Below are 14,716 nucleotides of genomic sequence, written 5' to 3' on the forward strand. Positions count from 1 at the left end.
GGCTGCCGGTAACCTGCCGCGCATGACCACCGCCCTGGGAACGCTGACCTGGGAGCGGGCCGTCGACCGCCCCGACCTGCTGGCCGCGAGCACGCACGCCGTGATCAGCGGGTGGGCCGTCGTCGAACCCGCGGTCGCCGACGCCGTCCTCGTCGCCGCCATCGACCCCGACCTCGCCGACACCGCCGCCATGACCGACGCCTACGACCTGCCGCTGTCCGCGTCGGTCAACTGCGTGCTCGTCGCGGGCAGGCGGGAGGGCGTCGAGCGCATCGCCGCATGCCTCGTGCGGGCGACGACGCGGGCCGACGTCAACAACGCCGTCAAGCGGCTGCTCGACGTGCGCAAGGCGTCGTTCCTGCCGATGGACCGCGCCACGCAGGAGTCGGGCATGGAGTACGGCGGGATCACGCCGCTGGGCCTGCCCGTCGGTTACCGGGTGCTGGCCGACGCGGCCGTGGCGGACACGGGCGCGGCGGACGACGGCACGGGCGGGCTGGTCGTCATCGGCAGCGGCGTGCGCCGGTCCAAGATCGCGCTGCCCGGGTCGCTGCTGGTCCGCGCACCGGGCGTCGAGGTGGTCCAGGAGCTCGCGATCGGCTGAGCCCGTCGCGTGACGAGCCGGGAGCACGGGCCCGTCGTCACCGCAGGGCGAGCACGTCCTGCGGGCTCATCACGGCCGTCAGCGCTGCCGGACCGGACGGCGCCCACTCGAACAGCAGGACCTCGCCGCTGGAGGGGAAGCCGGGCAAGGAGGTGATCATCGACACGAGCTGCGCCGCCACGCGTTCATCTGCGACCTCGATGTCGACGGCGTCACCAGCGACGTGCATCCGCAGGAGTGCGAGCACCGGCGCGTCGACGTCCTGGTAGACCTGCCATTGACCGGTGTTGTAGGTGGCCATGCGTCCCGTCGCGGGGACGAGGACGGTGCGCGGCCACTGCGCCCGCAGCACCGCGCCGAGCCGGCTCTCCTCGATGCGGTACGCACCGTCGGGAACAGCGATGGTCAGGTCGAACATGCGGATCCTCCGTTCACGGGACCAGTCGGACGTAACCGCGGATACCCAGCTCGACCATGCGCGACTCCAGGAACCTCGCCGCTGCGGCGCTGTTCGTGACGTACTCCACGACAGCGTCCGGCCCGCCGACCTGCCGGGCCGCGTCGGCGAGGTTCAACAGCTTCGGGTCGACCTTGGCGATGACGATCCTCTCCAGGCTCGAGCCGGGTTCAGGGGCGTAGAACGAGCTGGTGCCAGAGCCGACGTGCTTGGCGTCGCCGACCGCAGCGTACTGAGGGGTGAAGCCGTCGGGGTGGACCAGAGTGCCGTCCGCGAGCACCACGGTCTTCTCTGTGGGTCCGTAGATGCGGGTCTGGTACGCGGAACCGGCCTCATGCCCCCCACGCAGCCCTGACGTCGGCAGCGCGTTGAAACGGGCCTGTGCGACTGCCTGCTCCGCATCATCGAGAGCCTGTTTGACGCTGCCGTCGGCGAGCGGAACCGGCTCCCTTCTGAGGAACGCGCCCAGGTCGAGGACACCCGCGTCTTCGGCGAGGTCGAACCTGCGTGCTGCGAGCCACGCGGCGGGGTCGGCGACGACGTCGTCGGCGACGGTACGCACACCCCTGCCCAGGACCGCGCCGCCGAAGGCTCCGGGACCGAATGTCAGGACGAACCCGAGGGTGTCGAGGGCGAGCTGGGTGGGCGTGGCGGTCGCCAGGTAGTCGCGGGTGGCCTGGTCGGGGTCGCGGACGAAGGTCGCGATGCCGGCGGACTTGTCCAGTCCCCAGGTCAGGACCCCGGAGATGCCCATCGCCATGGCCAGGGACCCCCCGGACAGGGCGATCAGCGCGGCGATGCCCACACCGATGGCGATCTGCATCCCCAGGGGTTGGCCGTGCCACCAGTCGTCGACGCGGCCCAGGATCCCCGCCAGCCAGAACCCGAGCTCGTAGACCCTCTCCATCCGGGACGCGTCGAACGGTGCCAGGACCAGGCCGGCTGCGAGCAGCGCGAGGAGCGCCCCAGCAGCCAGGGTCCGGCGCCGCGACGGGTCCACGGGGTGGGCCATGGTCTCGTAGCCCAGCTCACGTGCCGCGCGCTGGGCTGCCAGCGCTGTGGCGCCCTGCTGTGCCGCCGCGCGTCGGGACTGGGCTGGTCCCTTGGCGAAGCCGGCCACGGCGGTGCGCAGGTCACGTGCGATCACCCACAGCGTGCCGGGGACCGCGAACCCGACCGCGTGCGCCCAGGCGCGCAGGGGCTCGGGCCACGTGCGCGTCCACTGCCCGACCCGCGTGGCGCACGCATCGACCCACCCAGGGCGCGGCACGACGACCAGCGCCGCGGCAGGCAGCCGGGCCAGCCGGCCGGCGTCGACGACCAGCGCGAGGACCAGCAGCACCACGAGCAGCGCCGGTCGGTGGTTCCCGTGCCCGAACGCCGACCAGGTCGCACGCAGCAACCACGGCACGTGCGTCAGCTGCGGGTCCAGCCACCGCCCGGACCGGTCACCGCCGTTGTAGGCCGCGTGGTCCGCGACCGCCACCAGCAACGCGATCACCGGCACGAGGACCGCACCGACCCGAACCCCCAGCGCCACGCGATCGTCGCGTCCTCGCACCGCGCGCACCGCTGCGATTCCCAGCCCGACCCATGCGGCCACGACCGCGGTCACGATCCCGTGCCCGGCGAACTCCTGGACCCGGTCGTTGACCGCGACCGGGACTGGCCACCACCCGAACTGGTCGAACTCCTCGGGCAGACGCTGGGAGGAGAACCCGATACCGGCCTTGCCGATCGCCAGGGCCAGACGCCGCAACGACTCCTCGACCAGCAGGAACGCGGTCCCGCCGGCCAGCCCCAGCAGCAACCAGTCCACGGCAGCGAACCGCGCAGCGCGCCGCGGGGCGAGCAACGCCACGACCGCCAGCGGCACCAGCTTGAGGGTCTCCTCGGTGATCGCGGCGATCATCACCGACGGACCGTCCTGCGAGACGGACAGATCGAGGACCACCGTGGTCAACCACCTCGAGACCAGCCCGACCACGAAGGACCACACCACGCACGCCGTGAAGAAACGCAGGTACCCGGTCCACGTCAACGACTTCGTGCGCGCCAGCACGTACCAGGCGACCACGACCCACACGCACCCCAGCCACGCCCGCAGCCCGAACCGGACCTCCGGCACGAACACGAACAGCCCCAGCACCCACACCAGAGCGACCCACAGCCCGACCGCCCGGACCTTGACCCACCGCGCCGCCAGCACCGGACGCGCCGCCCACCACGCGGCACGGCGCTGCGCCCACACCTGCCACCACTCACGCGGCGGCGCAGCACCCGCCGGCTGGTCCGCAACGACGCCGGTCGTCACCGATGACCCCCTGCGAATCGGACAACTCGGACGACCGCACCGTAACGGCATCCCCCTCGACGCCGAGCCGATCATCCACAGGACCACTCGGACGGACCAGCGCGGCGGCAGTAGCCTCGGGCGATGGTCTCGCTCACCTGGCCGGCCGCGCTGGCGTGGCGGTTGCGGCGTCAGCACCTCGAGCCCCGCGACGGCACGTCGGTGCCCGCCGTGGTCGGGACGCTGGGGGCCGTCGCCGCGCAGCTGGACCCGTCCGCCGCGGAGCTGGGCGTGCGGGCACGTCTGCGCAGCTCACGGCCTGGCGACGTGGACCGGGCGCTGGCCGACGGCAGCCTCGTGCGGACGTTCGCGTTCCGGGGTGCCACGCACCTGATGACGCCGGAGCAGGCCGGGGTGCACCTCGCGCTGCGCACGTCGAGCCGCATGTGGGAGCGCGCGTCGTGGCAGAGCCACTACGCGTTGGCCCCCGGGGACTGGCCCGCGTTGCGCGCGGCCGTGCGGGAGGCGTTGACGTCCGGGCCGCTGACGCGGGCCGAGCTGGCGGCGGCCGTCACCACCGACGCCCGGTTCCGTCATCTCACCGCGGCGTTCACCGATCCCTCGGCGACGTTCCTCAAGCCGTTGGCGTGGCAGGGCGACCTGAGCCTGGGCCACCCGCGCGACGGCGCCATGACGCTGCAGGGCCTTGACGCGAACCCGCGGTGGACCGGCCTGCCGGACCTCGACGACGCAGGACCGCGCGCCGTCGAGACGTACCTGCGCGCGTACGGGCCGGCCGCACCGCGCCACCTGCACTACTGGCTGGGCCAGGGGCTGGGCGTGCGCAGCACCCTGCTGCGCCGGTGGCTCGACGCCCTGGGCGCCCGCCTGTGCGACGTCGAGGTCGACGGGGAGCCGCTCCTGGTGCTGCGGGACGACCTCGACGAGCTGACGGCGACGGCACCGACCGCCGTGGTCCGACTGCTGCCGCAGTACGACCAGTGGGTCCTGGGCCCCGGCACCGCCGACCCGCACATCGTCCCGCCGGACCTGCGCCCGGAGGTGAGTCGTGGCGCGCGGGTCGTCGTGGTCGACGGCGTCGTGGCGGGCACCTGGACCCGCACCGGCGACACCGTCCGGCTGACGTGGCGACCGGGGTCACCGCGATCGACGGACGACGCGCTCGACGCCGAGATCGCGCGGCTGGGCGGGTCCCCCGCTGCGATCGTCGCCGGCTGAGGGGGAAGGTCAGAAGAAGACGATCGCCGACACCGTGAAGATCACGACGAACCCCGCCGCCAGGACCGTCCGCAGGGTGGGGCTCGCCTGGTCGACGCGTGCCTTGAGGCGTCGGTACATCCACATGTCGAGCTCGCCCAGGGGGATGCTGAGCAGCACGGCCGCGACGATCGACAGGACGAACACCCGGATGAAGCCCACCCCCGGGAGCGTCGCGTAGAGGGTGCGGATCACCGGCAGGTGGCAGAGGTAGAGCATGTAGCTGTAGTTGCCGAGCCGGTTCCCGAGCCGTCCGACGGGCGTGTCACCGAAGACCGGTCGCCAGCCCTCGTACCGCGCGAGCGACAGCACGAGCAGCGCGCTGCCGAATCCCAGCCCCCAGCGGCCTCCGGTCACGCCCTGGGACGAGCCGAAGAGCCACAGCGCCGTCCCGACGATCCCCGCGACGACCGGGTGCGGGGGCCGGTGCAGCACGAGCGGCAGGAGCATGCCGAACGCGAAGGCCGTCGTGACGCCGACGAACGGCAGCTCGTGCGCCGGGAAGACGTTGATCGAGGGGTTGTCGGGCCACAGGACGTTGTGCACGAGGATCAGGCCGAGCCAGCCGATCAGCACGGACGCAGCGCTCTGGACGCGCCCCAGGGCGATCAGGACGGCCACGAAGACGTAGAACGCGATCTCGAACACGAGGGTCCACTCGACGCCGAGCGGGTAGGTCGCGCCGCCGTAGGGCAGCAGCGACAGGGCGTAGACGTCGACGGGCGCCTTGATCGGCGACCAGATCGACGCGACGAGCACGAGCGCGACGACCACGAAGAACGGCGGGTAGATCCGCACGAGGCGGTGCAGGAGGAACTGCGGTGCCGAGTACCGCTGCATCGAGGACGCCATGAGGTAGCCCGACAGCGCGAAGAACAGCGACACCCCCACCGCCCCGAGCCAGCCGGGCACGTACTGCAGGGCCCAGGTGCTGCCCCGTTGGAGCGACTGGTAGACGGCCGCGTGGTAGAAGACGACGGCCAGCGCCGCGACGAACCGCAACCACTGCAGGCTGTAGACCCGCTGGGTCCGCTCCACGTCCACGGTGGGGGTCACGACCGCCACTGTCCCGCCCTCCGTCCGTCCTCCGCCCGCCACAGGGCAGGACGCCGAGCGGATGCTACCGCCCGACGGGCCCCTGGCCGTCAGACCCGCGTCGCCCAGAACGCCACGGCAGCCGCGGCGGCGACGTTGAGCGAGTCGACCCCGCCGGCCATCGGGATGCGCACCGTCAGGTCGCCCGCGGCCACCGTCGCCGGCTTCAGCCCGTCACCCTCGGCCCCGAGCACCAGCGCGAGGCGCTCCGGCGGGTCCGCGACGAGGTCGTCGAGCGACACCGCGTCGTCGGACAGTGCGAGCGACGCCGTGACGAACCCCGCCACGCGCAGCGTCGCGATGCCCTCGGGCCACGGGTCGATGCGGGTCCACGGCACCTGGAACACCGTGCCCATCGACACCCGCACCGACCGCCGGTACAGCGGGTCGGCGCAGCGCGGTGTGACGAGCACCGCGTCGACGCCCAGCGCGGCGGCGGACCTGAAAGCCGCACCGACGTTGGTGTGGTCGACGAGGTCCTCCAGGACTGCGACCCGTCGCGCCCCGGCTCCCCCGCGCGCACCGGCGAGGACGGCGGCGACGGACGGCAGGTCGGGGCGGTGCATGGCCGCGAGCGCGCCCCGGTGGACGTGGAACCCGGTGATGGCCTCCAGGACGGGCTCGTCGGCCACGTACACGGTCACGGGGTCGTCCCCGGGGACGTCGGCGAGCATCGACTCGACGTCGCCGAGCCAGCGCGGCGCCAGCAGGACGGACCGCGGTCGGTGCCCGGCGCGCAGCGCGCGGCCCAGGACGGTCGAGCTCTCGGCGATGTACAGGCCGTTGGCGGGCTCGATGCGGGTGCGCAGCGCGACGTCGGTGAGTCCGACGTAGTCGCTCAGCCGCGGGTCGTCGCGGTCGGTGACGTGGTGGACGTCGGCACGGGACACGCCCTCATCCTCCCAGGTCGCAGCCGAGAGGCGGTGTCCTACCGGCGGGCGTCGTGGCGCACCGCCCGGCCCCCGAGCAGCGCGACGACGCCGCCGGCGACCGCCACGACGGGAACCAGCAGGAACGCGCTGTGCGTCCCGAAGGCGTCCGAGAGCGCACCGAGCAGGAACGGCGCGACGCCGATCGCGAGCGCGCCCGCGAGGGTCGCGTGCGCCTGCGCCCGGTCGCCCCGGCCGGGCGACGCGGCGAGCAGCAGCGCGATCGACAGCGGGTACTGCGCGCCGTACCCGAAGCCCGCGACGACCAGGCCCGCGAGCGCGACGCCCGCGTCGGTCGCGGTCCACAGCACGGCCCACCCGATGACGGCGATGCCGAACGACGCCGCGAGCAGGTGCGCGGCCTGCACGCGCAGCGACAGGGGCCCGACGACGAAGCGCATGGCGGACATGCCGGCGACGAGGCCTGCGGTCGTGGCGGTCGCGATGCCGGCGCCCGCGTCGGTGCGCGCCAGGACGAGGTCCGTGGCCCAGTAGGTGGTGGCGTTCTCGAGGGCGACGGCGGCGACGATCGTGGCGAGGAAGAGCGGTGCGGCACGCAGCAGCCGGTGCCGTGACGCCGGGGCGAGGGGTGCGGGCGTCCCGGTGGCCGAGACCGCGGCGGTGGTGGGTGCCGCGACGGCGTCGTCGGCGGTCCTGGGCGCGACGGGCGCCGCCGCGGTGCCCGTCGTCCTGCGGCGCAGCGCGGGCAGCGCACGCGACGCGGGCAGGCGTGCCACGACGACGGCGACGACGAGCGCGAGCAGGACCGTCACCGCGACCCCCGGACGCCACCCCCAGCCGAGCGTGACGCACGCGCCGACGGCCAGCGGGCCGACGAGCCCGATCGACGAGCCGACGCCGTTCGCCTCGGTGATCGCCGCCGACGCCGCCCGGCCGGCGTGCTGCGCGATCCCCACCTGGGTGGCGGCGATGAGCACGTTGCCACCGACCGCCGTGACGAACATGCCGGTGAGCGTCCACGGGAGCGTCGGGCCGAGCAGCAGCCCGACGACCCCCACCGCGACCAGCAGCGCCGCCGTGCCGATCGCGCCGCGCCGCTCGAGCACCCGCACGGCGCGCGGGGTCAGCGGTGCCGCGACCAGACCACCCAGGGCCATGGCCGTGCCGTGCAGACCGGCCTGGGCCGCGGTGATGCCGAGCTCGTCGGCGAGCAGCGGCACCGAGGGGTTGAAGCTGTAGAGCAGCCAGCCCCACACCGCGAAGGGTGTGTAGAGCCCGACGGTGAGCCGGTCTCGGACGAGGCGCGGCCGGACGGTGGCGCCACGGGCAGGGTCCATGTGATGAGCATCGACCACCGGCGCCCCCAGCCCGACCTCCGACACCGGTGACGTGCGTCGCACCGACCCCGGACGGGGTTCCGTCCGGGGTCGGTGATGCCTCACGCGAGGGTGCTCACGCGAGGGTGACGACGGCCTCGTGCTCGTCCTCGCCGACGACCACCTCGGTGCGCTGGTCGCCCACCACCACCGCGTACCGGCCGGGCAGGCCGCTGACCTGGACCCGGCCCTCGGCGTCGGTCGTCACGGCCGTCGGCGCGAGCCACCACTGCCCACGGATCAGGCCGTGCAGCGCGTCGTACGACGGCTTGGGCGTGCCGTCCGCGAACACCAGACCGCCCGGCGCGTTGAGCCACATGCCGTGGTCGGACATCCCCCAGTACGTGATGGCCTGCACGTGCGGGTCGGCGACGAGCGTCGTGTACAGCTCGACGGCGTCCTGCTTCTGGCGCTCGAGGCCCTCGGGCGTGCTGGGCCAGCTCTCGACCTGGTGGTCGTTGAGGTCGTCGAGGTGCTTCGGCATGTGGTCACCGGACATCAGGGTGATCTCGGTGAAGTGGATCGGCAGGCCGAACCGGCCGAAACGCTCGAGCACGTCGAGCGTCTTCTCCTTGCCCCACGTGCCCTGGTGCATGTGGCTCTGCAGACCCAGCGCGTCGATCTGGATGCCGGCGGCGAGGCACTCCTCGATGAGGTGCTCGTAGTCGGCGGACATGTCGAAGTCGTTGAGCAGGAGAGTCGCCGACGGGTTGGCGGCCCGCGCCTCCTCGAACGCCAGGCGCACCATGCCGACGCGTCCGACCGTCTTGGCGACGCGCGTGACGGCGTTGTCGTCCTTGGTGAACACCGGCATGATCACGACCTCGTTGATCGCGTCCCACGTGTCGACGAGCCCGGCGAACTCCGACGCGTCACGCTCGACGCGGGCGCGCAGCAGCCGCAGGACCTCGTCGTCCGGCTTCGGGACGAGCCACTGCGGGGCGACGGTGTGCCAGACCAGGGGGTGACCCTTGACGCGTGCTCCGCGCGAGACGTAGTGCTCGGCGGCGGCGCGCAGCGCCGCGGTGCGGGGGTGCCCCTCCTGCGGCTCGAACGTGCCCCAGTAGAACGGCAGGGTCGCGGTGTTGAACAGGTCGAACCAGAGCGCGTCGAGGCGGTCGAACAGCTCGTCCTCGCCCGGTGCGGCCGGGGTGCCGGCGAGCCGGCGTCCCGCACGGTAGACCGCGTCGAAGCCGATGCACCCGAACCCGAGGTCGTGCGCGGTCTGCTCCACCGTCACGGACGACCCCGCGAGGGGGGTGCCGGACCGGTCCAGGACCTGGACGGTGCGGGTGCGGGTGCGGTGCGCGACGTCGCGGTCGGCGACGGCCGCGCTCGCGACGGTGGCGGGCGTGGTCGGGTGGTCGGACATGCGGCTCCTCGGCAGGTGGTGACGCGACGTCGGGTCGGACGGGCGCCGGGGTCTCTCCCCCCAGGCTCTCATCTCCGTCACGGGGGTGCCGACCGCCGCGCGCGGCCTCGTCCGGGCGGCACCGCGAGCAGGTCAGTCCACGGGTGCGGACGCCGCCGCGAACTGGCTCTCGTACAGCCGCGCGTACGCGCCGCCCGCCGCGATGAGCTCGTCGTGGGTGCCCTTCTCGACGATCTGCCCGTGCTCCATGACGAGGATGACGTCCGCGTCGCGGATCGTGGAGAGGCGGTGCGCGATGACGAACGACGTGCGCCCGACCCGCAGCGCGTTCATCGCGTGCTGCACCAGCACCTCGGTGCGCGTGTCGACCGACGACGTCGCCTCGTCGAGGATGAGGATCGCCGGGTCGGCCAGGAACGCCCGCGCGATCGTCAGCAGCTGCTTCTCCCCCGCGGACACCGCGGCGCCCTCGTCGTCCAGGACCGTGTCGTACCCGTCGGGCAGGGTCCGCACGAAGCGGTCGACGTGGGTCGCGACCGCCGCCTCGACGACCTGCTCGTGCGTGGCGCCGTCGACGCCGTACGCGATGTTCTCGGTGATGGTCCCCTGGTACAGCCAGGTGTCCTGCAGCACCATGCCGATCTGGGAGCGCAGCGCGTCGCGCGTGAGGTCACGGGTGTCGACGCCGTCGAGCGTGATCCGCCCGCCGTCGACCTCGTAGAACCGCATGACGAGGTTGACCAGCGTGGTCTTGCCGGCCCCGGTGGGTCCGACGATCGCGACGGTCTGCCCCGGCTCGGCGACGACCGACAGGTGCTCGATCAGCGGCGTGCCCGGCTCGTAGCGGAACGACACGTCCTCGAACGCGACACGTCCCTGCACCCGTGCGGGCAGCACGGCGGGCTGCTCGGGGTCCGGGGACTGCTCCTCGGCGTCGAGCAGCTCGAACACCCGCTCGGCCGAGGCGACCCCGGACTGCAGCAGGTTGGCCATCGAGGCGATCTGCGTGATCGGCTGCGTGAACTGCCGGCTGTACTGGATGAACGCCTGGACGTCGCCGAGCGTCAAGGTGCCCGAGGCGACGCGCAGCCCGCCGACGACGGCCACGACCAGGTAGTTGAGGTTGGCGACGAACCCGAGTGCCGGCTGGATGATGCCGGAGATGAACTGCGCCCGGAAGGCCGACTCGTAGAGGCGTTCGTTGCGCTCCGCGAACGTCGCCGCTGCCTCCTGCTGCCGACCGAAGACGGTCACTAGCGCGTGCCCGGTGAACATCTCCTCGATGTGCGCGTTGAGCTTGCCCGTCCACGCCCACTGCTCGACGAACTGCGGCTGCGACCGCTTGGCGATGGCCGCCGCGATCACCACGGAGAGCGGCACCGTCACCAGCGCGACCAGTGCGAGGAGCGGGGAGATCCAGAACATCATGGCGAGCACGCCGATCACCGTCAGCACCGAGGTGACCAGCTGCGACAGCGTCTGCTGGACGGTCTGGGCCACGTTGTCGATGTCGTTGGTGACCCGCGACAGCAGCTCGCCACGCGGCTGCTGGTCGAAGTACGACAACGGGACGCGACCCAGCTTCGCCTCGACGTCGGAGCGCATGCGGAGCACCGTGTTCTGCACGGCGCGCGCCGTGAGCCGGCCCTGCATCCAGCCGAACAGGAACGCGGCCACGTAGACGGCGAGCACGACCAGCAGGATCGAGCGGAGCCGATCGAAGTCGACGCCGGCACCGACCGTCACGGCCGCCATGCCGCTGACCATGTCGGCCAGCGTGTCCTGCCCCGCGGCCCGCAGCGCCTCGACGGCCTGCTGCTGCGAGGCACCGGCGGGGGCGAAGGGCACGAGCTGGCGCGACACGACGCCCTCGAAGAGCACGTCGGTCGCGGTGCCGAGCAGCTTGGGGCCGGTGACGGCCGCGGCGACCGACAGCGCGCCGAGCACGAGGACCGCCACCAGACGCGCCCGCTCGGGTCGCAGCGCGGTGAGCAGGCGGCGCATCGAGCCACGGAAGTCCATCGACTTCTGCCCGGGCATGCCCAGGCCCATCCCCATCGGGCCGCCGCGCGGGGTCCCCGGCGGCGGGCCGGGAGGACGTCCGGGCCGGGTCGTGGTGCTCACGCCGCCTCCTGCGCGCTCAGCTGGGAGTACACGATCTCCTGGTACGTCTCGTTCGACGCCAGGAGCTCCTCGTGGGTGCCGTCGCCGACGACACGCCCCTCGTCGAGCACGAGGATGCGATCGGCGTGCCGGATCGTCGCGACCCGCTGCGCGACCACGACGACCGTCGCGTCGCGCGTCTCGGGCGCCAGCGCGGCACGCAGCGCGGCGTCGGTGGCGTAGTCGAGCGCCGAGAACGAGTCGTCGAACAGGTAGATGCTGGGCCGACGCACCAGGGCCCGCGCGATCGCGAGGCGTTGGCGCTGCCCACCGGACAGGTTGGTCCCGCCCTGCGCGATCGGCGCGTCGAGCTGCTCGGGCAGCGCCTCGACGAAGTCGCGCGCCTGGGCGACGTCGAGCGCGTGCCACAGGTCCTCGTCGCTCGCGTCCGGTCGACCGAACTCCAGGTTGCTCCGCACGGTCCCCGTGAACAGGTAGGGGCGCTGCGGCACGAACCCGATGAGGGAGCCGAGCGCGATCGGGTCCGCGTCCCGGACGTCGACCCCGTCGACGAGCACCTGCCCCCCGGTCACGTCGTACAGCCGCGGCACGAGGTGCAGCAGCGTCGTCTTGCCCGAGCCGGTCGACCCGATGACGGCGGTCGTGCGGCCGGGCTCGGCGACGAACGACACGTCCTGCAGGACCGCGTGCTCCGCCCCCGGGTACCGGAACTCGACGCCGCGCACCTCGAGCACGCCGGGACGCGCGTCCGGACCGGACGGGAACGCGACGGGCTGCGCCGGCGGCACGACGGTCGTCCCGGTGTCGAGGACCTCGCCGATGCGGTCGGCCGACACCATCGCGCGCGGCACCATGACGACCATCATCGAGCTCATCATCACGGCCATGAGGACGAACATGATGTAGCTGAGGAACGCGATGAGCGAGCCGATCTGCATCTCGCCGGCGTCGACGCGACGGGCACCGAACCACACGACCGAGACGCTCGAGACGTTCATCACCAGCATGACCACCGGGAACATCAGGGCGAACAGCAGGCCCGCACGCAACGACGCCGTGTACAGGTTCTCGTTGGCGACCTCGAATCGGGCTGCCTCGTACCGCTCGCGGACGAACGCCCGGACCACGCGGACCCCGGCGAGCTGCTCGCGCATGACCCGGTTCACCGCGTCGATCCGCTGCTGCATCTGCCGGAACCACGGCACCATCCGCGACACGATCAGCCCGATGATGACGGCCAGGACCGGCACGATCACGAGCAGCAGGCCCGACAGGCCGACGTCCTCGCGCAGCGACATCACCACGCCGCCGACGAGCATGAGCGGCGCCATCACGAGGAACACGAACGTCATGAACACGACCATCTGCACCTGCTGCACGTCGTTCGTCGTGCGCGTGATGAGGGTCGGCGCACCGAACGTGCCCATCTCCTGCTGCGAGAAGGACTGCACCTGGTCGAACAGCCGCGCCCGCACGTCCCGCCCGAACGCCATCGCCGCGCGCGCACCGAACCACACCGCTGCGACCGACGCGACGACCTGCACGAGGCTGATCGCGAGCATCACCCCGCCGAGCCGCCAGATCGTCGCGGTGTCGCCCTGCGCGACGCCGTCGTCGATGATGTCGGCGTTGAGGCTCGGGAGCCACAGGGTCGCGATGACCTGCACGAGCTGCAGGACGAGCACGGCGGTGACGGCGCCCCGGTACGGGCGCAGATGCTCCCGGAGCAGTCGTACGAGCATGGTTCCGAGCCCTTCCGTGGCGGCGGGCGGCCGACCCGGGCGGACGCGGGGGCGGTCCCGCACGAGCAGGCCGTGCAGCAGCAGGTACACGATGCCGCGTACCGGGGCCCTGCGCAGCACCATTCCGCGGTGGGCGGACACGGCGGGTGCTGCGCCGGGCGGACGGCACGACGCCGGCACCCCCTGCGGGGCACCGGCGTCGTGGTGGACGTCCGCTCAGGGAGCGGGCTGCGCAGGCGGCCTCGGCTCGTCCTGCGGGGGTGCGTCCTGCGGGAGCGGGCGCGGTGCCACGGCCGGGGTCCCGTACGCCGGCTGCTGCGGTGCGGCGTGACCCGTACCGGGACGCTGCCCGCGCTCGGCGCCCGGGTCGAACGGCACCCCGGTGAGCGTGCCGGCGCTCGTCGCGTCGGCCGTCGCGGCCGCGGACTCGCGACGGGCCTCGGCCAGCGCCTCGCTCGGGTCGGTCAGTGACACCGGCGGCAGCTCGCCCTCGGCGATCGGCGAGCTCCCGGCAGGACGTGTCGGGTAGTCCGGACCGTCGCCGCCGCCCTGGAAGCCCTTGGCCATCCAGCCCAGCGCACCGCTGAGCTCGGCCGGCAGGAACCACATCTTGTTCGACGGGCTCGCGGCGATCTTCGGCAGCGTCTGCAGGTACTGGTACGCCAGCAGCTTGGGGTCGGCGTCGCCGCGGTGGACCGCGTCGAACACCTGGAGGATCGCGCGCGCCTCACCCTCGGCCCGCAGGATGGCGGACTGCGCCTCACCCTCGGCCCGCAGGATCGCCGACTGCTTCTCGCCCTCGGCCGTGAGGATCGCGGACTGCTTGACGCCCTCGGCCGTGAGGATCGCGGCGCGACGGTCCCGCTCGGCGCGCATCTGCTGCTCCATCGAACCCTGCACCGAGGCGGGCGGGTCGATCGCCTTGAGCTCGACGCGGTTGACGCGGATCCCCCACTTGCCGGTCGCCTCGTCGAGGACGCCGCGCAGCTGGCCGTTGATCTGGTCACGGCTGGTGAGCGTCTGCTCGAGGTCCATGGACCCGATGACGTTACGCAGCGTCGTGACGGTCAGCTGCTCGATGCCCGTGATGTAGTTCGCGATCTCGTAGACCGCGTCCTTGGGCGACGTCACCTGGAAGTAGATGACGGTGTCGATGCTGACCACGAGGTTGTCGGACGTGATGACCGGCTGCGGGGGGAACGACACGACCTGCTCACGCAGGTCCACGCTCGCTCGCACGCGGTCGACGAACGGGATCAGCAGGTGCAGACCCGCGTCCAGCGTCTTGTTGTACCGGCCGAGCCGCTCGACGATGATCGCCACCGCCTGCGGGACGATCCGCACCGCGCGCACCAGGGCGACGACGACGAAGATCAGCACGAGGACGAGGACGAGGATCAGCGCGATCTGGCCGGCACCGGGGCCGTCGTTCAATGGAACCTCCGCGGGTCGTGCCGCCCCGCGGGGCGGCCAGGGGTGACCCGG

At 72.7% G+C, this 14,716-nt stretch carries 11 protein-coding genes; 2 read left to right on the forward strand and 9 right to left on the reverse strand.

Features of this window, described 5'->3' with window-relative positions:
* Nucleotides 1–22: 22 nt before the first annotated feature.
* Nucleotides 23–604, forward strand: coding sequence for a YbaK/EbsC family protein (locus tag OKX07_RS11020; RefSeq protein ID WP_265628125.1), 582 nt, complete (start codon nucleotides 23–25; stop codon nucleotides 602–604).
* A 37-nt stretch (nucleotides 605–641) separates the two neighbouring features.
* Here OKX07_RS11020 and OKX07_RS11025 read toward each other — a convergent pair whose 3' ends face one another.
* A complete protein-coding gene (locus tag OKX07_RS11025) occupies nucleotides 642–1,022 on the reverse strand; it encodes a hypothetical protein (RefSeq protein WP_265628126.1) in 381 nt (126 codons plus the stop codon).
* A 13-nt stretch (nucleotides 1,023–1,035) separates the two neighbouring features.
* The gene (locus tag OKX07_RS11030) at nucleotides 1,036–3,375 is read right to left on the reverse strand and encodes a restriction endonuclease fold toxin-2 domain-containing protein (protein WP_265628127.1); all 2,340 of its coding nucleotides are present in this window, start codon (nucleotides 3,373–3,375) and stop codon (nucleotides 1,036–1,038) included.
* A 123-nt stretch (nucleotides 3,376–3,498) separates the two neighbouring features.
* Between OKX07_RS11030 and OKX07_RS11035 the strand changes: the two genes are divergently transcribed.
* Nucleotides 3,499–4,593, forward strand: a complete 1,095-nt coding sequence (locus OKX07_RS11035; protein WP_265628128.1) for a DNA glycosylase AlkZ-like family protein — start codon at nucleotides 3,499–3,501, stop codon at nucleotides 4,591–4,593.
* Nucleotides 4,594–4,602: 9 nt separating this feature from the next.
* Here OKX07_RS11035 and OKX07_RS11040 read toward each other — a convergent pair whose 3' ends face one another.
* The 7 genes from OKX07_RS11040 to OKX07_RS11070 form a co-directional block, all read right to left on the reverse strand.
* A complete protein-coding gene (locus OKX07_RS11040) occupies nucleotides 4,603–5,688 on the reverse strand; it encodes an acyltransferase family protein (protein ID WP_265628129.1) in 1,086 nt (361 codons plus the stop codon).
* Nucleotides 5,689–5,777: 89 nt separating this feature from the next.
* Entirely contained in the window at nucleotides 5,778–6,617 is an 840-nt protein-coding gene (locus OKX07_RS11045; RefSeq protein WP_265628130.1) for a TrmH family RNA methyltransferase, read from the reverse strand.
* Nucleotides 6,618–6,655: 38 nt separating this feature from the next.
* Nucleotides 6,656–7,954: an MFS transporter gene (locus OKX07_RS11050; RefSeq protein ID WP_265628131.1), complete on the reverse strand. Its 1,299-nt coding sequence runs from the start codon at nucleotides 7,952–7,954 to the stop codon at nucleotides 6,656–6,658.
* 115 nt (nucleotides 7,955–8,069) lie between these two features.
* The gene (locus OKX07_RS11055) at nucleotides 8,070–9,365 is read right to left on the reverse strand and encodes an endo-1,4-beta-xylanase (RefSeq protein ID WP_265628132.1); all 1,296 of its coding nucleotides are present in this window, start codon (nucleotides 9,363–9,365) and stop codon (nucleotides 8,070–8,072) included.
* Between the two features lie 132 nt (nucleotides 9,366–9,497).
* Entirely contained in the window at nucleotides 9,498–11,423 is a 1,926-nt protein-coding gene (locus tag OKX07_RS11060) for an ABC transporter ATP-binding protein (RefSeq protein ID WP_265631902.1), read from the reverse strand.
* A gap of 62 nt (nucleotides 11,424–11,485) precedes the next feature.
* Nucleotides 11,486–13,231, reverse strand: coding sequence for an ABC transporter ATP-binding protein (locus tag OKX07_RS11065; RefSeq protein ID WP_265631903.1), 1,746 nt, complete (start codon nucleotides 13,229–13,231; stop codon nucleotides 11,486–11,488).
* Between the two features lie 216 nt (nucleotides 13,232–13,447).
* Nucleotides 13,448–14,665 carry an SPFH domain-containing protein gene (locus OKX07_RS11070; RefSeq protein ID WP_265628133.1) on the reverse strand — a complete coding sequence of 406 codons (1,218 nt, stop codon included), beginning with the start codon at nucleotides 14,663–14,665 and terminating at the stop codon, nucleotides 13,448–13,450.
* Nucleotides 14,666–14,716 lie beyond the last annotated feature (51 nt).

This window comes from Cellulomonas sp. S1-8, assembly GCF_026184235.1.
GTDB lineage: Bacteria > Actinomycetota > Actinomycetes > Actinomycetales > Cellulomonadaceae > Cellulomonas.

Excerpts from the sequence above, each read along its gene's own strand:
- OKX07_RS11025 (WP_265628126.1), bottom strand. The coding sequence starts at position 1,022 with ATGTTCGACCTGACCATCGCTGTTCCCGACGGTGCGTACCGCATCGAG.
- OKX07_RS11020 (WP_265628125.1), top strand. The coding sequence starts at position 23 with ATGACCACCGCCCTGGGAACGCTGACCTGGGAGCGGGCCGTCGACCGC.
- OKX07_RS11050 (WP_265628131.1), bottom strand. The coding sequence starts at position 7,954 with ATGGACCCTGCCCGTGGCGCCACCGTCCGGCCGCGCCTCGTCCGAGAC.
- OKX07_RS11065 (WP_265631903.1), bottom strand. The coding sequence starts at position 13,231 with ATGCTCGTACGACTGCTCCGGGAGCATCTGCGCCCGTACCGGGGCGCC.
- OKX07_RS11060 (WP_265631902.1), bottom strand. The coding sequence starts at position 11,423 with ATGGGGATGGGCCTGGGCATGCCCGGGCAGAAGTCGATGGACTTCCGT.
- OKX07_RS11055 (WP_265628132.1), bottom strand. The coding sequence starts at position 9,365 with ATGTCCGACCACCCGACCACGCCCGCCACCGTCGCGAGCGCGGCCGTC.
- OKX07_RS11035 (WP_265628128.1), top strand. The coding sequence starts at position 3,499 with ATGGTCTCGCTCACCTGGCCGGCCGCGCTGGCGTGGCGGTTGCGGCGT.